At 50.6% G+C, this 19,606-nt stretch carries 18 protein-coding genes; 10 read left to right on the top strand and 8 right to left on the bottom strand.

What is annotated here, in order from left to right:
- Positions 1 to 45: 45 nt before the first annotated feature.
- A complete protein-coding gene (gene purT, locus EIP93_RS10380) occupies positions 46 to 1,224 on the bottom strand; it encodes a formate-dependent phosphoribosylglycinamide formyltransferase (RefSeq protein WP_103970932.1) in 1,179 nt (392 codons plus the stop codon).
- Between the two features lie 200 nt (positions 1,225 to 1,424).
- Between purT and EIP93_RS10385 the strand changes: the two genes are divergently transcribed.
- The gene (locus tag EIP93_RS10385) at positions 1,425 to 3,476 is read left to right on the top strand and encodes a S9 family peptidase (RefSeq protein ID WP_125232674.1); all 2,052 of its coding nucleotides are present in this window, start codon (positions 1,425 to 1,427) and stop codon (positions 3,474 to 3,476) included.
- 344 nt (positions 3,477 to 3,820) lie between these two features.
- On the opposite strand, the gene EIP93_RS10390 is transcribed toward EIP93_RS10385, so the two are convergent.
- The gene (locus EIP93_RS10390; protein WP_103940486.1) at positions 3,821 to 4,051 is read right to left on the bottom strand and encodes a DNA polymerase III subunit theta; all 231 of its coding nucleotides are present in this window, start codon (positions 4,049 to 4,051) and stop codon (positions 3,821 to 3,823) included.
- A 371-nt stretch (positions 4,052 to 4,422) separates the two neighbouring features.
- Here EIP93_RS10390 and ftnA point away from each other — a divergent pair, with 371 nt between their 5' ends.
- The 3 genes from ftnA (at position 4,423) to cspE (ending at position 6,340) form a co-directional block, all read left to right on the top strand.
- Entirely contained in the window at positions 4,423 to 4,929 is a 507-nt protein-coding gene (ftnA, locus tag EIP93_RS10395; RefSeq protein WP_039480733.1) for a non-heme ferritin, read from the top strand.
- Positions 4,930 to 5,212: 283 nt separating this feature from the next.
- Positions 5,213 to 5,569 carry a YebY family protein gene (locus EIP93_RS10400; protein ID WP_103860827.1) on the top strand — a complete coding sequence of 119 codons (357 nt, stop codon included), beginning with the start codon at positions 5,213 to 5,215 and terminating at the stop codon, positions 5,567 to 5,569.
- A 558-nt stretch (positions 5,570 to 6,127) separates the two neighbouring features.
- Positions 6,128 to 6,340: a transcription antiterminator/RNA stability regulator CspE gene (gene cspE / locus EIP93_RS10405; protein WP_005967874.1), complete on the top strand. Its 213-nt coding sequence runs from the start codon at positions 6,128 to 6,130 to the stop codon at positions 6,338 to 6,340.
- 240 nt (positions 6,341 to 6,580) lie between these two features.
- On the opposite strand, the gene EIP93_RS10410 is transcribed toward cspE, so the two are convergent.
- Positions 6,581 to 6,889, bottom strand: a complete 309-nt coding sequence (locus tag EIP93_RS10410; protein ID WP_103860826.1) for an excalibur calcium-binding domain-containing protein — start codon at positions 6,887 to 6,889, stop codon at positions 6,581 to 6,583.
- A 237-nt stretch (positions 6,890 to 7,126) separates the two neighbouring features.
- Here EIP93_RS10410 and EIP93_RS22750 point away from each other — a divergent pair, with 237 nt between their 5' ends.
- The gene (locus EIP93_RS22750; protein ID WP_164498010.1) at positions 7,127 to 7,273 is read left to right on the top strand and encodes a hypothetical protein; all 147 of its coding nucleotides are present in this window, start codon (positions 7,127 to 7,129) and stop codon (positions 7,271 to 7,273) included.
- A gap of 42 nt (positions 7,274 to 7,315) precedes the next feature.
- Here the strand turns inward: EIP93_RS22750 and EIP93_RS10415 are convergent, their stop codons facing one another.
- Positions 7,316 to 7,798, bottom strand: a complete 483-nt coding sequence (locus tag EIP93_RS10415) for a cupin domain-containing protein (RefSeq protein ID WP_103970930.1) — start codon at positions 7,796 to 7,798, stop codon at positions 7,316 to 7,318.
- Between the two features lie 235 nt (positions 7,799 to 8,033).
- On the opposite strand from EIP93_RS10415, the gene EIP93_RS10420 reads away from it, so the two are divergent.
- Positions 8,034 to 9,101: a malate/lactate/ureidoglycolate dehydrogenase gene (locus EIP93_RS10420; protein ID WP_125232675.1), complete on the top strand. Its 1,068-nt coding sequence runs from the start codon at positions 8,034 to 8,036 to the stop codon at positions 9,099 to 9,101.
- Between the two features lie 39 nt (positions 9,102 to 9,140).
- Complete coding sequence (locus EIP93_RS10425; RefSeq protein WP_125232676.1) at positions 9,141 to 9,836, top strand: extensin-like domain-containing protein; 696 nt, start codon at positions 9,141 to 9,143, stop codon at positions 9,834 to 9,836.
- Positions 9,837 to 9,855: 19 nt separating this feature from the next.
- On the opposite strand, the gene EIP93_RS10430 is transcribed toward EIP93_RS10425, so the two are convergent.
- The 4 genes from EIP93_RS10430 to yebS all read right to left on the bottom strand — a co-directional run bounded on the left by EIP93_RS10430 (position 9,856) and on the right by yebS (position 15,692).
- Positions 9,856 to 10,047 carry a YdfD/YebW family protein gene (locus tag EIP93_RS10430; RefSeq protein ID WP_010302631.1) on the bottom strand — a complete coding sequence of 64 codons (192 nt, stop codon included), beginning with the start codon at positions 10,045 to 10,047 and terminating at the stop codon, positions 9,856 to 9,858.
- Between the two features lie 122 nt (positions 10,048 to 10,169).
- The gene (gene rsmF / locus EIP93_RS10435) at positions 10,170 to 11,624 is read right to left on the bottom strand and encodes a 16S rRNA (cytosine(1407)-C(5))-methyltransferase RsmF (protein WP_125232677.1); all 1,455 of its coding nucleotides are present in this window, start codon (positions 11,622 to 11,624) and stop codon (positions 10,170 to 10,172) included.
- Positions 11,625 to 11,769: 145 nt separating this feature from the next.
- The gene (locus EIP93_RS10440) at positions 11,770 to 14,409 is read right to left on the bottom strand and encodes a PqiB family protein (RefSeq protein WP_107332941.1); all 2,640 of its coding nucleotides are present in this window, start codon (positions 14,407 to 14,409) and stop codon (positions 11,770 to 11,772) included.
- A gap of 2 nt (positions 14,410 to 14,411) precedes the next feature.
- On the bottom strand, positions 14,412 to 15,692 hold the full coding sequence (yebS, locus tag EIP93_RS10445) for a membrane integrity lipid transport subunit YebS (RefSeq protein ID WP_039472853.1): 1,281 nt from the start codon (positions 15,690 to 15,692) through the stop codon (positions 14,412 to 14,414).
- A gap of 406 nt (positions 15,693 to 16,098) precedes the next feature.
- Between yebS and EIP93_RS10450 the strand changes: the two genes are divergently transcribed.
- The 3 genes from EIP93_RS10450 to prc all read left to right on the top strand — a co-directional run bounded on the left by EIP93_RS10450 (position 16,099) and on the right by prc (position 19,483).
- Complete coding sequence (locus EIP93_RS10450; protein WP_039362291.1) at positions 16,099 to 16,605, top strand: GAF domain-containing protein; 507 nt, start codon at positions 16,099 to 16,101, stop codon at positions 16,603 to 16,605.
- Positions 16,606 to 16,689: 84 nt separating this feature from the next.
- Complete coding sequence (gene proQ, locus EIP93_RS10455) at positions 16,690 to 17,448, top strand: RNA chaperone ProQ (protein WP_103970924.1); 759 nt, start codon at positions 16,690 to 16,692, stop codon at positions 17,446 to 17,448.
- 19 nt (positions 17,449 to 17,467) lie between these two features.
- On the top strand, positions 17,468 to 19,483 hold the full coding sequence (gene prc / locus EIP93_RS10460; protein ID WP_103860818.1) for a carboxy terminal-processing peptidase: 2,016 nt from the start codon (positions 17,468 to 17,470) through the stop codon (positions 19,481 to 19,483).
- The last annotated feature ends 123 nt before the right edge of the window (positions 19,484 to 19,606 follow it).

The following is a 19,606-nucleotide window of genomic DNA, read 5'->3' on the forward strand; positions in this document are numbered from 1 at the left end:
GCCGTCAGTGACGTCTGATTTCGCCCCACCAGCAATAGAGAGGTATCAGCCGCTGACTTTTACGCCCGCTGCAACGCGCTTAGCGATTGTCACTGCATCAGCCGTGGTTTCCGCACTGGCTAATGCGACACCCATACGGCGCTTACCGCTGATATCGGGTTTTCCAAACAGGCGAATTTGCGTATGAGGGAGCAGTGCGTTTTCCAGCCCCTGATAACGGACGTTGTTGCTATCCAGTTCCGGTAAAATCACGGCGGAAGCCGATGCGCCATACTGACGAACCGCGCCAATGGGCAGCCCCAGGAAAGCACGAACGTGCAGCGCAAACTCGGACAGATCCTGAGAAATCATCGTCACCATGCCGGTATCGTGCGGGCGAGGGGAGACTTCACTGAAAATAACCTCATCGCCGCAGACGAACAGCTCAACGCCGAACAGGCCATAGCCGCCGAGCGCTTTCACGACATCGCTGGCCATCTTCTGTGCGCGTTCCTGTGCCAGCGCACTCATCTGCTGTGGCTGCCAGGATTCACGATAGTCGCCGTCTTCCTGTCGATGACCGATTGGCGCACAGAAATGAATGCCGTCAACCGCATGGATGGTGAGCAGAGTGATTTCGAAATCAAAATTAACCAGCCCTTCCACGATGACGCGGCCGCCGCCTGCACGTCCCCCCTGCTGGGCGTAGCTCCACGCCTGATCTAACTGCTCCGCAGAGCGAATCAGGCTTTGCCCTTTGCCAGAAGAACTCATGACCGGTTTAACAATACAAGGATAGCCAATCGCATCTACCGCCTGACGGAAGTTCTCTTCGCTGTCGGCAAAACGGTAGGTGGAAGTGGGAACGCCGAGTGTTTCGGCAGCTAGACGACGGATACCTTCACGGTTCATCGTCAGGCGTGTGGCTTCGGCACAAGGAACAACATGGTGACCCTGTTTTTCCAGCGTCACCAGCATGTCGGTTGCGATGGCTTCAATTTCCGGCACGATGTAATCAGGGCGTTCGGCTTCAACCAACGCTTTTAGTGCGTCGCCATCCAACATATTGATGACGTGGCTGCGATGCGCAACCTGCATTGCGGGGGCATCAGCATAGCGATCGACCGCAATCACTTCGATTCCCAGGCGCTGACACTCAATCGCCACTTCTTTGCCTAATTCACCGGAGCCAAGCAGCATCACTCGTGTGGCATCCGCACGCAGGGCGGTTCCAATCGTTAACATAACCTTATACCTGATCGGGTTGTGAAAAATGGCCGCAGTATAAACGAAAACGTTTGCGTGCGCATTAAAGAGGGCGTGCAGTGGAAGGCGATGTGCAAAAGCGCACCAAGAGACAAGGACGTGGCTTGGCATTGCCTAGCAATCGTGCCACTCTTCTTGCAAAGCGAAAATTTTATGTCAAGACAACGAGATCCGACGCCATGAAGACACCGCAAGCTGAAAAAAGACCCCACGCACTAAGTACGCATGGCGATACGCGTATCGACAATTATTACTGGCTGCGTGATGACCAGCGTACCGATCCGCAGGTGTTGGACTATCTGAAGCAGGAAAACGCCTATAGCGAAGCCGTCATGGCACCTCATGACGCACGCAAACGGTCGCTGTATGACGAAATGGTCAAACGGATTCCGTCGACGGATATGTCTGTGCCGTATGTCAGAAAAGGCTATCGCTACCAAAGTCGCTATGAGCAGGGTAAAGAGTATGCCATCTATCTGCGTCAACCTGAGCAGGCAACAGACGCATGGGAAACGCTGCTGGATGGGAATCAACGTGCGGAAGGGCATGAGTTTTATAGTCTCGGCACGCTTGAGGTTAGCCCTGATAACACGCTGCTGGCGCTCTCGGAGGACTTTTTATCCCGTCGACAGTACACGCTTCGTTTTCGCGATCTGAACAGCGGCGAATGGCTACCGGATGTGATCGAAAATGTGACCGCAGGGGCGGAATGGTCGGCGGATTCAACGGTTCTGTATTACGTGCGCAAACATGAGAAAACGCTGTTGCCGTATCAGGTCTATCGCCACCGTCTGGGGAGCGATCCGGCGTTGGATGAGCTGGTCTATGAAGAGAAAGACGATACCTATTACGTTAGCCTGAACAAAACGACATCAGAGCACTACATCACCATTTATCTCAGTAGCACTACGACGAGTGAGGTGTTGTTGCTCGATGTGACGCGCCCAGATGCGTTGCCACAGGTATGCATCCCACGTAGAAAAGATCATGAATATGGCATCGATCACTATCAGGACTCGTTTTATCTGCGTTCCAATCGAGAAGGTAAAAATTTTGGCCTCTACCGTTCAGATAAGCCCGATGAGCAAACGCTGGAAACGCTGATTGCGCCATGTGAAAACCGTGTGCTGGAGAGCTTTGAGCTGTTCCGTGATTGGCTGGTGGTTGAAGAAAGGGAACGCGGTTTGACCAGCTTACGCCAGATTCACTGGCATACACAGGAAGAAAAAGCGATCACCTTTAATGATGCGAGCTATGTGACGTGGCTGTCGTACAACCCTACGCCAGAAACGGCATTGATGCGGTATGGCTATTCATCAATGACAACGCCTAGCACGCTGTATGAATTGAATCTGGATACGGGGGAACAGCAGTTACTTAAACAAGCCGAAGTGAAGGATTTCTCCCCAGACAATTACCGGAGCGAACGCTTGTGGATCACGGTTCGAGATGGCGTCGATGTGCCCGTTTCCCTCGTTTATCATCGCGACCATTTCAGCCCTGGTAAGAACCCGATACTGGTCTATGGCTATGGCGCTTATAGCCATAGTATGGATCCCGATTTTAGCGTTAGCCGTCTGAGCTTGCTGGACAGAGGGTTTGTCTTTGCCTTAACGCACATTCGCGGTGGCGGTGAGCTAGGTCAACAGTGGTACGACGATGGTCGTCTGCTCAATAAAATGCATTCCTTCACCGACTTCATCGATGTGTCTCAGGCATTGATAGAAAAAGGTTATGGCGATAGGAACAATATGTTCGCCATGGGGGGCAGTGCGGGCGGACTACTGATGGGCGCGGTAGTGAACATGGCTCCCGATCTATTTAAGGGCGTTGTTGCTCAGGTTCCATTCGTTGATGTGCTGACGACAATGCTGGATGAGTCTATTCCGTTGACGACCGGAGAGTATGACGAGTGGGGCGATCCGAATGAAAAAATCTATTATGACTACATCAAACAATACAGCCCCTATGATGGCATTACCGCGCAACGCTATCCGCATTTACTGGTAACGACTGGGTTACACGACTCTCAGGTTCAGTATTGGGAACCTGCGAAGTGGGTGGCGAAATTGCGGGAAGTCAAAATGGACGATCGTTTGGTGCTGCTATACACCGATATGGATGCGGGGCACGGCGGAAAATCCGGTCGTTTCAAACGGTACGATGATATTGCGTTGGAATATGCTTTTCTGCTGATGGTGCTTGAAATGGCTGAGGACGGTCACGAATAAGGGCTAGCAACTGCGGTTATGAGGGTAAACCCGTCTTCGGGTTTACCCTATCAGCATGGCATATTACTTAGGTAATATCAGTACTCAGGTAATATCAGCCTGTGGTTTCTTCGCCTTTTTATCGGCACGTTTTTCGGCTGCCGTTTTTAGTGGCTTCTTCTTACTGTTCTTTTTGCTATCCAAACCTTTACTCATATCTTGCCTCGTGTGAAAAAGGGTAGGTTGCTACTCCATTAACCTCTTGTGTGGGCCGATATGCAAGCAGAAAATCGTTTTTGCTGTGTAAGAATGTAACCCGTGGAAAGGGATGTTTTCCACGGCAAGGCAGCTTTAGAGGGGAATTGCTATTTAGACTTGGGTTCGTAGGGTAAACGAGAGAACTGTAGCGACCGCTGGCGGTAAAACATCACGCGTTCGCGAAAGTAGTTACGCAAGTGCTCGGGTTGCTCTCTCTCAACGACCTCTGGTATGACCGGCATATTGTAACGTTCTTTGAAGGCAACGCCTGACGCCGCCAAGTCCACGTTAATTTTATCCATATCTTCTTTGGACAATTCTGCCAGATTGTATCCCATACCATTTTCTCCTGCCTATTGGCCACAGACTGATGCGTGTCACGGTAAAGTAGTGACAGAGAAATGGCAAGTGTTCACCTTATCATGTGGATGTTTATTATTCTCACTACGAAATGGGAATCATTTTTAATACCAATGCGTCATAAATGATATCTCTCGCGGTTGTTATTTTTGATAATAAAAACGATTCGCAATAATATATTTACCCTGAGGGTTAAGTGATAATAAATATCAATAACATTATCCTATCTTGTTGATTTAATTATTGTTTTCGTTAATTGATTGCCGATGTTAATAAAGTGTTTTTTATTTTATTTTTTCAGGCATAATGCCCTGAATAATTTCACCTGCCGGGAAAATAGGGAGTTAGCATGTTAAAAAAAGAAATGATTCAGAAGCTGAATGAGCAACTTAATCTGGAGTTTTATTCCGCGAATTTGTATCTGCAAATGAGCGCATGGTGCGGTGACAAAGGTTTTGAAGGCGCATCCAGTTTCCTGAAGACACATTCTCAGGAAGAGATGCAGCACATGCAGCGCCTGTTTGACTATCTGGACGACACCGGAAGCCTGCCTGTATTAGGCGCGATTGCTGCACCGCCGATTGATTTTGATTCTCTGGCTGATGTTTTCAAGCTGACCTATGAACACGAACAGCTAATTACAGCAAAAATTAATGAGCTGGCACATGAAGCGATGGCGCTGCAGGATTACTCCACATTTAACTTCCTGCAATGGTACGTTGCTGAGCAGCACGAAGAAGAGAAACTGTTCCGGTCTATTCTGGACAAACTTGCGTTAGTCAAAGCCAGCGAAGGCGGCCTGTTCTTCATCGATCAGGATCTGAAAAAAATGTCTATGGCGGCACCGTCAGCCTAACGACAAATGGCGCTTCTGTTGGCCAATGATTATTTGAATGACGCGGGATAATATTCTCCTTATCCCGCTTTTTTTCCTGCCGAACGACCCTTCTGCCTGACCCTGGCTAGCGATGTTATTCCTGAATTCCGCACTCGACTTCACCTCCCTCTGTCGCTATGATCGTCTCAGTAGCGATATACAACATTCTGTTTTATAAGGTTTGAGGCTGTCTTTCTCTGATTCGGATAAGGCCGCAAAACTCACACACATCATTGTCTGAATACGCCATGTCGGGAATACCATGATGAAGAAATTTTTGCTATCTATCGTGCTTACCTCACTTTCTGTGAATGCTTTTGCTGCCGCTAAACTGGCAAATGTCAGCCGGTTTGAATACGGCGATCGCTGGGCTTTCACGCGTGAAGAAGTTCAACTGATTTGCCGCCCTGGCAATGCGCTGTATGCCTTACATACCGGGACGCTGATGCAATATCCGCTAAACGATGTTGCCATTGCGCAAATGAAATCTGGGCAGGTGAGTGCGCAGCCGATAGACGCGATCCGGCTGGATGACCCTAAGCATCCCGGACAGAAGAAAAGCCTTCAACCATTTATCGAACGTGCAGAGCAACTGTGCCAGCCAGACGCTAAGCCATGAAGTGATTGATTTACTTATTAATGTTAAATAATTACTTCTTTATGGTTAAGATAAAGTGTGAAATCTGTTCCATTTGTGATGATTGCGAAGAGGTTAAGGCTGGAAAACGCGAGGGAGTTGGCTAAGCTTAAGTCTACAGGGCTAACACAGCTTGTATAAATGCCAACTTTTAGCGCACGGCTCTCCCAAGAGCCATTTCCCTAGACTGAATACAGGAATCGTGTTCAGTCTTTTTTTTGCTTCAAAAAATCAATGTACGAAATAAAGGATCTAACCTTCCATGTCTTTGGCTTACTCTGTACTTTGTATGTGCTCATAAAATAGTGCTGGTGGGCCTTTTAAAGGTTTTTAAAATAAATGCTTGCTAAAGATATTGATACATGAGTTAATGACTCGTCGGTTTGATTCGCAGACGTAAAAAGCAGTTTAGTAAAGCAGTTCTCATTTCAAAGTGTTATCCATAGATATCCCTTCTTTTGAGCCTCCTTATTGTTGCTAATTAAATTCTGTGCACAGGCCCTATTTGCCGGAAGGCGCTATAAAATTAAGGTAATTTCTATGTCTAATAAAATGACTGGTTTAGTAAAATGGTTTGACGCTGGTAAAGGTTTTGGTTTCATTACTCCTGACAACGGTAGCAAAGATGTATTCGTACATTTCTCTGCTATTCAGAGCAACGATTTCAAAACTCTGGACGAAGGCCAAAAGGTTGAGTTCACCATTGAAAATGGTCAGAAAGGTCCATCAGCTGGCAACGTTGTCGCACTGTAAAAAGTCGCGCTACAATAAAGCCAAATGAATTAATGCTTCTCTTGCGATAGCGATGATGGTTTAACCGGAGCGGTCAAGAAAAGCACTGAAAACCCCTAGCGTAAAGCTGGGGGTTTTTGTTTATATAGCGTTTTGAATTACAACGTATTTTTATACTTCAAGTTAACGAGAGTCATTGGACCCTCATTTCAATCACGCATGATTTTTTAAATTCATCTGCACAATGGGCTTATAAGATAGTTAATGTTGCCAGGGTTTAATTGGAGGGAAACGTGAGTCTTTTTCACAAGGAATCCCATCATTATCGCCATCCATTCTTGGGTTAGGGCAATTTTGAAGGAAAAAATATGCCTCTTCTCTGGAATTCATCTGGCTACAATACTGCCTGCCGTCACAGACAAATCGATTTTCTTTTTGTTCTCGATCTTCTGTTTTTATTTTTCTCTCTCTTCGACTATCACCATCATGACCATATTCATAGGACGATGCTGCCTGAACAGTAAAAGAGAATGCTGTAGATAATAGAATAACGAGGAATTTTCGTTTCATCGATACATCCATGAAAGACGTTGTATAGGGTAAGCCTATCACTCTTGATTGGGCATAATGATTAATAATTCTTCATTATCAGCGGAAAATTTGTGATGGCTACCATATTGATGCTGTTCAAGAATTGATCTTTTCTGCGCGAGATTGTTTGTTACTCGGTGTTTCTTTACGGGGGTTATCTCTCGTTTTAATGACTATCGACTAAATTTATAGAACACGATGTGATAGGAGGAAACGATGACTGAGAGAAATATGGGTACGGGACACAAGGATGAAAATGATCATCCAGCAAAAGATGCGCCGAAAGATCAGGGTGAGATTCCTCGCAAACGTGATGATAGCAAAGACGATGTCGAAGATCCGTTTGATGCGAATAAGGATTAATAGATTGGCGACAGGTTTCTGTCGCCAATGTACAACGAAGAATTAGTGCGCTTTAGACGCTACGGTGAATGCTGAATCGGGGGTGAAATAATCGCTCTCATCCACGATCGGAATATAAATCCTGACCCATTCAGATCCTTCAACCATCTCCCAGCTATGTCCTTCTCCCTGCGTATCGGCGGCAATCAAGACTGTCCCGGGAGAAAGCAGAAAAGTGGAACCATCGCTGACCCGAAATTTCAACGTACCTTTCAGCGTGACGACATATTGTTTGCGCGGTGCCGGGTGAACGTTCATCTCCCAGGTTTCAGTGGAATTACTAAGCCAAAATTTTTGTGCGGTGATTTTTTCCAGTGCGGGCACGCTGCCTGTTACGAAGGCCGAGTGATTGTCTGGCGTATTGATCAGCTTGATGGCCGGTATCCGAGTTTCCTCAGGATGAGTTGGAGAGGGCGTTGCGGAATAAGCCGTAACGGAAACCAATAATCCGGCAAGTGCCAGAAGAAAACGCGATGTCTTTTTCATTTAAATAAAATCCATATTATTTACGCCCGATAAACGGGCAACTCTGTCTATGTCAGCCGTCTATATACACGTCTTACAATATCGTGGATGGTACTGTTGGCGGATATTCTTCACCAGATGGTTAAAACAATCACACTGATTGGTATATCGCTTGATTTGTTTATATTTTATTCATTCCGGTTCCGCAGTAGGATGAAACCTGTGAAGAATAAATCAGTAGATGAAGGGAAGGGATATGCAGATTTCAGCCAGTCGTCTGATGGCGACGATGCAAAGCGTATTGCAAAAAGCAGGATGTGAAGAAAACGAAGCTCGTACTGTCACCGAACACCTCGTGGCGGCTAACCTGAAAGGGCATGACAGCCACGGAGTGGGGATGTTGCCACACTATGTGGAGTTCATCGAGAAAGGCATCATGCATCCGAATACTCCTGCGCGTTTAGTGCGTGACAGTGGGGCGGTGCTGCAATTTACCGGCGATCGCGGTTTTGGTCAGCGTACGGGCAAAGAAGCGATGCAGGCGGCTATCGAACGGGTAAAAACGACGGGCGTGTGTTTAATGACGCTGTCGTCTACCTGCCATTTGGGACGCATCGGCACTTATGGGGAAATGGCGGCAGACGCTGGACTTGTGTCAATACACTTCGTCAACGTTAACGATCTCGACCCTATTGTGGCTCCCTGGTGTGGCAGTGAAGCCCGTTTCGGAACGAATCCTATCTGCATTGCGTTCCCACCAACGGATAATAATGCGGCTTTTGTTCTGGATTTCGCCACCAGCGTGGTTGCACTGGGGAAAACGCGGGTCGCGTATCTGGCAGGCAAAACGTTTGATGAAGAGGTCATGCTAGATTGCCACGGCGTTTCTACTAACGATCCGAAAGTCATGTGGGAAGGTGAAAAGCACGGTGCCTTGAAACCCATCGCGAAACATAAAGGCGGCGGGTTAATCTTAGCGGCGGAAATGCTGGCTGGGCTGTTGTCTGGCGGCGGAACGATTCAACCGGAGAATGCGCGTCATGGGGCGATAGTGAATAACATGACGACAATTGTTATCGATCCCGCCAGTATGGTTTCTATGGCGTGGTTGCAGAAAGAATATGATGCGATGCTGGATTACGTTCGCACTTCAACGGCTCCCGATCCGACACGGCCTATTTTAATCGCCGGTGAACCGGAACGTATTTCGCAGGCGCAACGTAACGCTGATGGTATTGATTTGTCCGATCAGGAGTGGCAGAAAATCGTGGAGGCGGGGATCGCTTTGGGGATGAATCCGGCCGAATTCGCGTTAATAGCATAATATTATTCAGGAGAAGACAATAATCGGGAGACGGGGCTGATGCGGGGATGGGTAATCGTTGTGGTGATACTGGGGACGTTAGTCGCTCTGGCGCCTTGGATCCAACGTCAACTCCCGCCCGGCTACGATCCCCTTTCTCCGCTGTCCGTCGATGACCCACCTACGTTCATTACCCGGCTAAAAATGAAGTCTGTCGCCAACAATCCTGAGGTCTGTCTGGCTGTGTTAAAGCAGGCGCAGGATAGCGGGCGTCTGCGATTCTCCGAGGCTAATGACATCAATGGACAATGTCCGGTCGCGTCACCCGTGCGTGTACAAGGCTTTGGTGCGGTCACGCTCAGTTCCAGTTTTCTTGCCAGTTGCTCGCTGGCGCTGAGTAGCACCATGTTTGTGGCGCAGGTCGCGGTGCCGCAGGCGCAGTCGCTTGGCACGTCGCTAGCGCGTATCGACCATATGGGCAGCTACGCCTGTCGAAATGTTTATCACCGACCGGAAGGGCGTTTGAGTGAGCATGCGACGGCGGACGCATGGGATATTGCCGCTTTTCGTCTCTCTGACGGTCGGCAGATTAGCGTCCTGAATCAGTGGTCAGAAGCGGACGATCGCGGCAGCTACTTGCGTAACACATTCAGGGAAAGCTGTCGTTTTTTCGGTAACTCGCTGGGGCCGGAATACAATGCCGCACACGCTAATCACTTTCATTTTGGCATGCGCGGTTTTGGTGTGTGTCGATGAGAATACTCAGGCGGGAAAACTAAAAATCAGCGTACTCCTGGGCGGGGATCCAGAAGCCATCAATATACTCTTCAATGGGGAAGCAACCCGCGCGACGCAGGCGCTGTTCATCCATCGCTTGCAGACATTGCGCTTCGGTGTTGTAGGCACCGACGACCAAGTCGTCACAGCCATGCCCGAGATAACAAACAAATATCACTAACGCAAACATGTCGCTCTCCAGACATTACCGATTTTCTTCTTTCAGGATAATTGTAGATGAAAATCAGTGAGGAAAGGGATAATGGGCGGTTCATCAGGTGGTTTTATCGCCACCTGATGTAGAAACCGCATTTATTCTTTAGAAAGAGGCTGGGCGGAGGCTGCGCCATCCCGCACTAAGTCGCGCGGCAGGCTGTTTTTTATCCGGCTGCTGATGCGTTTTGCCAGACCGACAGGTGTGTTCTGGTAGGTTAAAATCAGCTCATCTGCAGCAGGAAGCGGTTCCGGATAACTGTCTTTACCTTGAAACCACTCGCAGGCGATGCGATCGGTCAGCGCGTAGGCATTGTCTGCATTCGGATCGGCCAGCGCGACAACCGCTTCATGCTGCCAGCGGAAACCTTTAGGGAAGCGTTCAGCAAGCTTAATGCCAATTCGTGAGAATTTGATATTGCCAAAAGCGGAGGTCAGCGCCGCAGGGAAGAGCCAGATCTCACTATCACGCTGCCACAGTTGAAGTAACGTCTCATCCCAGTGAATACCCTGTTTACCTGCTGCCTGTGCGAGTAATGCAGCCTCTTTGGGGGCAACGGGAGAAAACGGAAATTTACCGACTTTATAACCCGGACGCGGCAGGGGCGGCACGCTGGCGGTTTTCCGTAAACGGGCAACAAAGAAGCCTTCGCTGTCATAAATCTGTGGGAAGACGTGCAGGAAGCCTTCTTCCGTTGTGGCGCGTTCGGCGTCGGCGAAGAGATCGTGTAACGATTCAAATTCGCACGCATCAGGAAACTGCGCCTGTAGCCAATGGCAGACCTGCTGGTTTTCGTGCCTATTCAGCGTACAGGTAGAGTAAATCATCACGCCGCCGGGCTTCAGAGCATGGAACGCGCTCAGAATCAGGTCGCGCTGTGTGGCAGCAATATCGGTAATGCTCTCTTGCGACCAGTGGCTCATCGCCGCCGGATCCTTACGCACTACGCCTTCACCCGAACATGGGGCATCCAGCAGAATCGCATCAAAATATTCCGGCAGCGCCGCGCCGAAAACCCGCCCGTCGAAGTGTGTAATCGCGGTATTGCTGACGCCGCAGCGGCTGATGTTGGCATGCAACACTTTTACTCGGCTGGCTGAATACTCGTTGGCGACGATAGCCCCTTCATTATTCAGTCTTGCCGCAATCTGCGTTGTCTTGGAGCCCGGCGCAGCCGCGACATCCAAGACTGTTTCCAGCGCATCGTTACGATGGAACAGGGCGCTGACGGGCAGCATGGAGCTGGCTTCCTGAATATAAAATAGCCCGCTCAGGTGCTCCAGCGTATTGCCTAGCCGCGTGTTTTCCTCTTCTGCATTCAGCAGCCAGAAACCTTCCTGACACCAGGGAATCGGCTCAAGCTGCCAGCCATAGGGTTGCACGAGATGAAGAAAGGCATCGACGCTGATTTTTAACGTATTCACGCGGATGCTCCGACGCAGCGGACGCTGGCAGGCGGCAATAAAATCCTCCATCGAAAGCGATGAAGGCATGATGTCCCGCATGGTGTCGAGAAATTCAGCAGGCAGGTTGGCTGGGGTAAATTTTGCCACGGCGTGGTTCCGTACAGGTTATTCAGTAAAACGAGGGGAAGAAGCGGCGAAGTGTAGCACGGATCCTTCATACATCATGTGAAAACGGCAAAGCGACGCGTGAAAACAACAGGGCAACGATCGCTGCCCTGTCAGGTGGATAGCGTTAATTATTCGGTGTCGGAATCGCTGTACCCCATTGCCGCCACTCTTTGGGCTCTTCGTTCCTCAGCAGGAAATGCTTTCCTTCCTGTGCTTTGGGGGAGAGTGGCGTGCTGGGCGGCGTGGCGAAAGCGATACCGCCGCGAATGAACTGCTGGAAGGTTCCGCTCTTGATGACGCCCCCCGTCAGGCCGAATTCCAAATTGTAACCCGAAGCCAGCCAGAAGACGGAATTGTCGCGTACCAGATGCTGATAGCGTTTGCTGATGCGCAGCGACACCGCGATACGATCGGAAAGCGTGCCCAGCGACAGCCCAGTTACCGTACCGACTTCAATGCCGCGGAACAGCACTGGCGTACCGACCTGCAATGCGCCTGCTTCCGGCGCATCAACGCTGATATTCAAGCCGTCCTGATAGCGAGAATCGGAGATAGTTGCCTGTTGCAACTCAAAATTGCGCGTTACGCTGCCGTTACCCGGCTCGACGTTGATATAAGGCTGGAATAGCGTTTCCAGATGATTCACACCAGCGGCGGAAATTTCTGGCGTGACGACGGAAAAACGTGTCCCGGAGCGAGCGAAATTACGCACGTATTCAGGGTAGAGCACGGCCTGCACCAGCACTTCGTTACGCTGCTCGGACAGCTTCAGCGAATCCAACTGACCGATATCGATTCCCAGATAGCGGATCGGCATGCCCGGCGCGAGTTTGCTGGCATCGTAGGTACGCAGAATGATGCGGCTCCCCACGGCGCGCGCCGCCGTTTCGTTGTTGTATAGAACGCGTTTGCCGCCTTTAATTTCCGGTGCACCTTCCAGATTATCAAAACTGATCGCACCCTTAAGCGCTCGGTTCAGCGGGGAAGCTTGCACGGTCAGGCCCGACGTATTCAACTGCACACGGGCACCGCCTTCCGCCCAGAACACGCTGTTTTCCGTCAGCAGTTTGCGGTGTTCAGGGCGAATATAAACTTCAACTTCAAAGGTATCCGCCTTCGGCCGCACCCGCATGATTTCGCCTACCTGGAATTTACGGTACAGCACGATGGAGCCATCCTGAATATCCGGCAGACTGTCGGTCACTAAAGTGAGAGTCGGAGAGGGCGTGGCACCGCGAATGCCTTCCTCGGCTTTTTCGAGATCGCTGAACAGCGGGTAACGCGCCTGAACGTCACCTTTGCTGCCCGGTAAAACCTGAATACCACCGCTGACCCATTCTTGCGCGCTGGCACCCAGCACTTGAATCCCATCCAGCCCCATCTTCACATTCACACGGCTGTTAACGATGAATTTGCTGTCGCGGTGTAATAGCTGGCGATATCGTGGCTCGATCACCAAAAGGAAGCTGACACCTTGTTCGTCCAGCGTGCGCTTCACTACCTGACCGACCTGCACGCCGTGCAACAGCACGGGTTGGCCGCTATCAATGCCATAGCTTTGTGCGGCCGTGAGCTGAATAGAAAGCGCGCCGGGCTGGGTGAGTTGCTGTTGTCCGCTATCCAGCACGTCAAAATGCTGGCGTGGTTCGCCTTCACCGGGGATGAGCGTCAGCGTTGGGCCGCTCAGCAGACGCGAAACATTCAGGTCGCTGAGCGAAAGCTGAGGTTTACTGAGTTCGATTCGCGTACCTTCCCGCATCAGCGAAACCACGGAAGGATCGATGATGAGCTCTCCGCTGACCTTGCCATCGTCTGGGCTCAACGTGATTTTACTCAGCGTGCCGACTTCCAGCCCCTGATACATCAGCGGGGTGCGGCCTTCGGATAGGCTGTCGCCAGAAGGTAAATCCAACGTAATTTTCACACCGCGCTGGCTCTGTGCCAGATCGGGATAGAGGCGGTAGGATTGCTCGGCACCGGCATCCTCGCTCTCTTCCGGCGAATCGAACGCGATCGCGCCGTTAACCAACGCCGCCAGATTTTCCATCTCAATTTTTGCGCCGCTGACGCTGATGTCGGCATTAAAGCCGGACACGTTCCAGAAGCGACTATTCTTCTTCACCAGATGGGTAAAGCGGCGTTCAACCAGCACGTCAATCATCACACCGCGGCGATCCTGAGAAACCGTGTAATCGTAGACTTTCCCTACCGGAATTTTACGGTAATAAACCAGTGAACCGGTATTCAGCGAGCCCAGATCGTCCGCATGGAGATGAATCAGCAGTTCCCCGGTATTCACGCGGTATTTGGGCTGCGTATCCAGCGCGGAGAAGTGTTCTTGCGGCTCGCCAGAACCGGGCATCATCCCGATGTAGTTACCGCCCACCAACGCATCCAGCCCAGAAACGCCAGCGAGGGACGCTTTCGGGGTAACCAGCCAGAACTGCGTGCCGCTGCGTAACGCTTCCTTCATATCGCTTTTGATACTGGCTTCGACCTGTATGGTGCGCAGATCTTCACTTAGCTTGATATTTTGTACGGTACCGACTTCAACGCCCTGATAGCGCACGGGCGTACGCCCGGCGACAATGCCGTCAGCGGAGACAAAATCGATGGTGACCGTGGTGCCGCGTTCCTGCTGATTGGTGTAAATCAGCCAGCCGGCAATCATCAACGCAATCAGCGGCAGCAGCCAAAAGGGCGACAGGCGACGTTTGTTCTTCACGGTAGCTTCAGTTGGTGTCCCAGGCGTATTATCTTGCATTGTTATTCCACATCAGTGTTATCCCACATCAGTCGGCTATCCAGCCATTCAACGGCAAGGATAGTGAGAATCACCGCCGCGCCAAAGTAAAAAGCAGCAGGCCCCATGGTGAAAGCGAGTAATTGATCGCGGTTGACGAGCGACATCGTCAGAGCAATCACAAATAAATCGAGCATGGACCAGCGACCGATCCAACGGATAACGCGCAGCATCTTCATGCGCATCATTATGTTGCCTTCCGATCGGAGATGGATACTCACCAGCAGCCCGAACAGCACAATAACCTTAGTAAACGGAACCAGAATACTGGCGATAAAGACCACCAGCGCAATCGGAACATTGCCTGACGCAAGCGAAAGAATACCGGAAAAAATCGTGTCCTCCGTACGCGCACCGTTGACATAAATAATCGATATGGGCAACAGGTTAGCGGGGAACAGTAAAACGATAGAGGCAATGAGCGCTGCCCAGGATTTTTGCAGGCTTTGCCGCTGACGCAAACGAAGCGGAATATGGCAACGGGGGCAGCGGCCCCGGTTGTCGGGTGAACTGGTGAAATGGCAGGAAAGGCAGATTCGGTAGCGATCCGGCGAAATCAACGGCCTCATGCGCGGATAAAACCGCTGCCAAAGCTGGTCGGTATTCAAGTGAATCAGTGTCAACAGGCTTAAGATCATCAGCGCCAGAAAGGCGACCAGCCCGATTCCCGCCTGAACATCCGCGAATTCACGGACTTTGATTGCGGCAACGGCCATGCCGACCAGATAAATATCCAACATCATCCACTCTTTTAGCCGTTCTAGCATGAGCAGGATGGGGCGCAGGTTCATCCCGATGCGGGGAGCAAAAAACAGGTATAGCAGAGAAAAAACCAGCGTTAGCGGTGCGCCAACGGTACAGAAGGCGACCATGCTTGCCGTGAGTGGATGCCCTTGGCGGGTGATTTGCCAAATGCCTTCAAACAGGCTGGCATTGATGGTGACACCCAGCAATCGAATACTGATCAACGGTTCAGTGAAGGCAAACGGCATCAGTACCAGCATGGCGACGGCCATCGCAGCAAGACGAGAAATGTTCCAATCTCGGCCTGAACTGACTTTGGCATCGCAGCGTGGACAATTCGCCGTCTGGGTTCGCTTCAACGGCGGTAGCGCAAAAAAGGCATCGCATTCCGGGCAGCGATGATAGCGATCGACCGCAGGTACGGCACTTTTCGATCCCCCGGTTAACGGCGGTCGGGGAGAAGGAAACGGCGCAGGGCTGGCTATACTCTGTATTTTCATCTTTCCTGCGATCCGATAGAAAGTGTTAGTCTACGATGAATAACGTATTCACAGCTATTCAGTGTAACTGAAGGCTAACTGAATGATAAATTCATAAAAGGCTCTACCCGTCATCTTTCAAGTTGCAGATGTGTTGGCTTCCCTTACTCACCCCAGTCACTTACTTGAGTAAGCTCTTGGGGATTCCTGCGGTTGCTGCCTTCCTGCAACTCGAAATCTATAGGGAATCTGATCTCTGACCGATATTATTTTACAGGTGGAAATAGCACGATATGCACGACAGCGTTACAGTAAAGCGGATGATTCTTCGCGCGAAGGCGCTAATCTTATGGCATTCTGTAACCGATGCTAATGCAGTCTGTGCGGGAATAGTTCGCACTGTTTTGAAAAGACAACGATATACTTTATGAATAAACCAGAATTTTATCAGGATCTCATTCGCGATATGTCATCGCTTATCGCGGATGAAAACCGTTTTATTACGATTTTATCAAACAGTAGTGCGCTGCTGTTTGAGCGTTTGGATGGGGTTAACTGGGCAGGGTTTTACCTGTTGGATAACGACACGCTTTTCCTGGGACCGTTTCAGGGCAAGGTTGCTTGTGTGCGTATTCCGGTTGGCAAAGGTGTATGCGGTGCGGCAATAGCTGAAAATCGCATTCAGCGCGTGGATGATGTCCATGCGTTCCCTGGTCATATCGCCTGTGATGCCGCGAGTAATGCTGAAATTGTGCTACCGCTTGTCGTTAACGGGCAACCGATTGGCGTTCTGGATATTGACAGTACCCTTTATCAGCGTTTTGACGCGGATGATGAAGAAGGGCTGAAGGCCGTGGTGAGCGTACTTTGTGCTCAACTGGAAGCGAGCGATGTGATGACATTCATCAATTCTCTCACGTTGAGACAAGGTTAACGTGGTAATTGCCGATGGCGTCATTATAATGACGCCTGTTCATGCCTGCGCCGGTTGGCAAACCCGTTGTAATCAGGAAATTTCATGGAAAATCAACCTAAGTTGAACAGTAGTAAAGAAGTCATTGCCTTTTTGGCAGAGCGGTTCCCGCTTTGTTTCACCACTGAAGGTGAAACTCGTCCGTTAAAGATCGGTATTTTTCAGGATCTTGTTGAGCGTGTGCCGGAGTCCGATAACGTCAGTAAGACGCAATTACGCTCTGCGCTGCGTCTTTACACCTCAAGCTGGCGATATCTGTACGGTGTAAAATTGGGTGCCCAACGTGTCGATCTGGATGGTAACCCATGCGGTGAGTTGGAACAGCAGCATGTCGATCATGCTCGTAAGCAGTTGGAAGAAGCTAAAGCACGAGTTCAGGCTCAGCGTGCTGAGCAACAGGCGAAAAAACGTGAAGCGGCCGGAGAATCGGCAGAAGCAGCGCGTACCCCTCGTCCCGCTCAGAAACGTGCGCCGCGCCGTGATGCTTCAAACAATGCATCCCAAAACCGTGCATCTCAAAACAGCGCACCACGTAAACCACGTCAGCCTTCTTCCGGCCAATCGCAGTCCTCTTCTCAGCAATCCGCGAATGCTCAATCTCGTCAGGTAAAGCCTGCCAGCAATGAGCCTCAACGGGTAGCGGTTACGGATGTTTCCAAACTGCAAATCGGTCAGGAAATCAAAGTCAGAGCCGGCAAAGACGCCATGGATGCCACCGTGCTTGAAATTGCCAAAGGCGAAGTCAGAGTACAATTGGCTTCTGGACTGGCAATGATTGTACGCGCAGAACACTTGCAGTTCTGATACGGAGGCCAACCTGGGCATGAACAACTTAGTCAGAATAACCGCCATCGCAGGCTTACTGCTGGCGGGCTCTAGTTTTGCAAATGAAAACATTACGCGTGTTGAACAGATTCCTCAGCTACATCAGGAACCTCAACATGCTACCGTTAGCGACAGGGTGGCCTCACGTTTCCTGCGTTCGCACTATCGCCAGTTTATGCTGGATGCGCAGTTCTCAGAGAAAATTTTTAACCGCTACCTCAATATGCTGGACTACAGTCACAACGTGCTGTTGGCCTCTGATGTAGCACAATTTTCCGGGCAAAAAGCCCAGTTGGGTGACGCGCTGAAATCCGGTCAACTGGATGTTCCGTACGCGTTGTACAATCTGGCGCAGAAGCGTCGGTTTGAGCGTTTTCAATATGCACTGTCGCTGCTGGATAAACCGGTCGATCTGACAGGCAATGAGACGTTTGAGCTCGATCGCAGCAAAGCCCCTTGGCCGCAGAACGCGGGTGAACTCAACCGCCTGTGGGATGCCAAGGTAAAATATGACTGGCTCAGCCTGAAGCTGACCGGTAAAGATGATAAAGACATCAAAGAGACGCTGACCAAGCGTTACCAGTTTGCCATTCGCCGTCTGGCGCAGAGCAACAGCGAAGATGTTTTCCAGCTCGTCATGAACGCCTTTGCGCGTGAAATTGACCCGCACACCAGCTACCTGTCACCGCGTAACACCGAGCAATTCAATACCGAAATGAGCCTGTCACTCGAAGGGATTGGTGCGGTGCTGCAGATGGATGACGACTACACCATGATCAATTCTATGGTGCCCGGTGGTCCGGCAGCGAAAAGCAAAAACATTACCGTTGGTGACCGCGTGGTTGGCGTAGGCCAAAACGGCAAGCCGATGGTGGATGTTATCGGCTGGCGTCTGGATGATGTCGTTGCGCTGATTAAAGGGCCGAAAGGCAGTAAGGTACGTCTGGAAATCCTGCCTGCTGGCAAGGGAACGAAAACCCGCATTGTCACGCTGACGCGTGAACGCATTCGCCTTGAAGACCGCGCGGTTAAAATGTCCGTCAAGACGGTCGGCAAGGATAAAGTCGGCGTGCTGGATATCCCCGGTTTCTATGTCGGCCTGACGGATGACGTAAAAGTTCAGCTCCAGAAGCTGGAAAAACAGAACGTCAGCAGCATTGTGATTGACTTACGAACTAACGGCGGCGGCGCGCTGACGGAAGCGGTAGGGCTTTCTGGTCTGTTTATCCCCGGTGGCCCTGTGGTTCAGGTGCGTGATAACAATGGCAAAGTGCGCGAAGACAGCGACACCGACGGCATTGTGTATTACAAAGGCCCGTTGGTGGTGCTGGTAGACCGCTTCAGTGCTTCCGCTTCTGAGATCTTCGCCGCGGCAATGCAGGATTATGGCCGCGCTTTGATCGTGGGTGAACCGACGTTTGGTAAAGGCACCGTGCAGCAGTATCGCTCGTTGAATCGGATTTACGATCAGATGCTGCGTCCTGACTGGCCAGCGCTGGGTTCCGTGCAATATACGATTCAGAAATTCTATCGTATTGACGGCGGCAGCACGCAGATGAAAGGCGTGACGCCTGACGTGATGATGCCAACCGGCACGGAAACGGTAGATACCGGTGAGAAGTTTGAAGACAACGCGCTACCGTGGGACAGCATCAAAGCGGCTAACTATACGAAGAGCGGCGATCTGAAGGCACTGATTAGCAAACTGAACGAACATCATCAGGAGCGTATCGCCAAAGATCCTGAGTTCCAGTATGTGGCGCAAGATATTGCCCGCTACAACGCGATGAAGGATAAGCGTAACCTCGTGTCGCTCAATCTTGCCCAGCGCGAGAAAGAGAATGACGATGATGAAGCGATGCGTCTGAAGCGGATTAACGATCGACTGGCGAGAGAAGGTAAAAAACCGCTCAAATCGTTGGAAGATCTGCCGAAAGACTATCAGGCACCCGATCCTTATCTGGATGAAACGGTGAAAATCGCTAACGATTTGGCGCAGGAAGAGAAAGAGTAAAGCGTAATACGCTAAAATCGTTCTGATCATCTGACATCATCAAGCGCCTTGTGGGTTTATCCAACAGGGCGCTTTTTTTGAACCTGATACGTTGTTTTTGACGATGGTTGTTGAGTGTTACAG

The organism is Pectobacterium versatile (assembly GCF_003932035.1).
Taxonomy (GTDB): Bacteria; Pseudomonadota; Gammaproteobacteria; order Enterobacterales; family Enterobacteriaceae; genus Pectobacterium; species Pectobacterium versatile.

What these genes read in the sequence shown, in the direction of transcription:
- purT (WP_103970932.1), bottom strand. Translation starts at nt 1,224, where the DNA reads ATGTTAACGATTGGAACCGCCCTGCGTGCGGATGCCACACGAGTGATG.
- EIP93_RS10385 (WP_125232674.1), top strand. Translation starts at nt 1,425, where the DNA reads ATGAAGACACCGCAAGCTGAAAAAAGACCCCACGCACTAAGTACGCAT.
- EIP93_RS10390 (WP_103940486.1), bottom strand. Translation starts at nt 4,051, where the DNA reads ATGGGATACAATCTGGCAGAATTGTCCAAAGAAGATATGGATAAAATT.
- ftnA (WP_039480733.1), top strand. Translation starts at nt 4,423, where the DNA reads ATGTTAAAAAAAGAAATGATTCAGAAGCTGAATGAGCAACTTAATCTG.
- EIP93_RS10400 (WP_103860827.1), top strand. Translation starts at nt 5,213, where the DNA reads ATGATGAAGAAATTTTTGCTATCTATCGTGCTTACCTCACTTTCTGTG.
- cspE (WP_005967874.1), top strand. Translation starts at nt 6,128, where the DNA reads ATGTCTAATAAAATGACTGGTTTAGTAAAATGGTTTGACGCTGGTAAA.
- EIP93_RS10410 (WP_103860826.1), bottom strand. Translation starts at nt 6,889, where the DNA reads ATGAAACGAAAATTCCTCGTTATTCTATTATCTACAGCATTCTCTTTT.
- EIP93_RS22750 (WP_164498010.1), top strand. Translation starts at nt 7,127, where the DNA reads ATGACTGAGAGAAATATGGGTACGGGACACAAGGATGAAAATGATCAT.
- EIP93_RS10415 (WP_103970930.1), bottom strand. Translation starts at nt 7,798, where the DNA reads ATGAAAAAGACATCGCGTTTTCTTCTGGCACTTGCCGGATTATTGGTT.
- EIP93_RS10420 (WP_125232675.1), top strand. Translation starts at nt 8,034, where the DNA reads ATGCAGATTTCAGCCAGTCGTCTGATGGCGACGATGCAAAGCGTATTG.
- EIP93_RS10425 (WP_125232676.1), top strand. Translation starts at nt 9,141, where the DNA reads ATGCGGGGATGGGTAATCGTTGTGGTGATACTGGGGACGTTAGTCGCT.
- EIP93_RS10430 (WP_010302631.1), bottom strand. Translation starts at nt 10,047, where the DNA reads ATGTTTGCGTTAGTGATATTTGTTTGTTATCTCGGGCATGGCTGTGAC.
- EIP93_RS10440 (WP_107332941.1), bottom strand. Translation starts at nt 14,409, where the DNA reads ATGCAAGATAATACGCCTGGGACACCAACTGAAGCTACCGTGAAGAAC.
- yebS (WP_039472853.1), bottom strand. Translation starts at nt 15,692, where the DNA reads ATGAAAATACAGAGTATAGCCAGCCCTGCGCCGTTTCCTTCTCCCCGA.
- EIP93_RS10450 (WP_039362291.1), top strand. Translation starts at nt 16,099, where the DNA reads ATGAATAAACCAGAATTTTATCAGGATCTCATTCGCGATATGTCATCG.
- proQ (WP_103970924.1), top strand. Translation starts at nt 16,690, where the DNA reads ATGGAAAATCAACCTAAGTTGAACAGTAGTAAAGAAGTCATTGCCTTT.
- prc (WP_103860818.1), top strand. Translation starts at nt 17,468, where the DNA reads ATGAACAACTTAGTCAGAATAACCGCCATCGCAGGCTTACTGCTGGCG.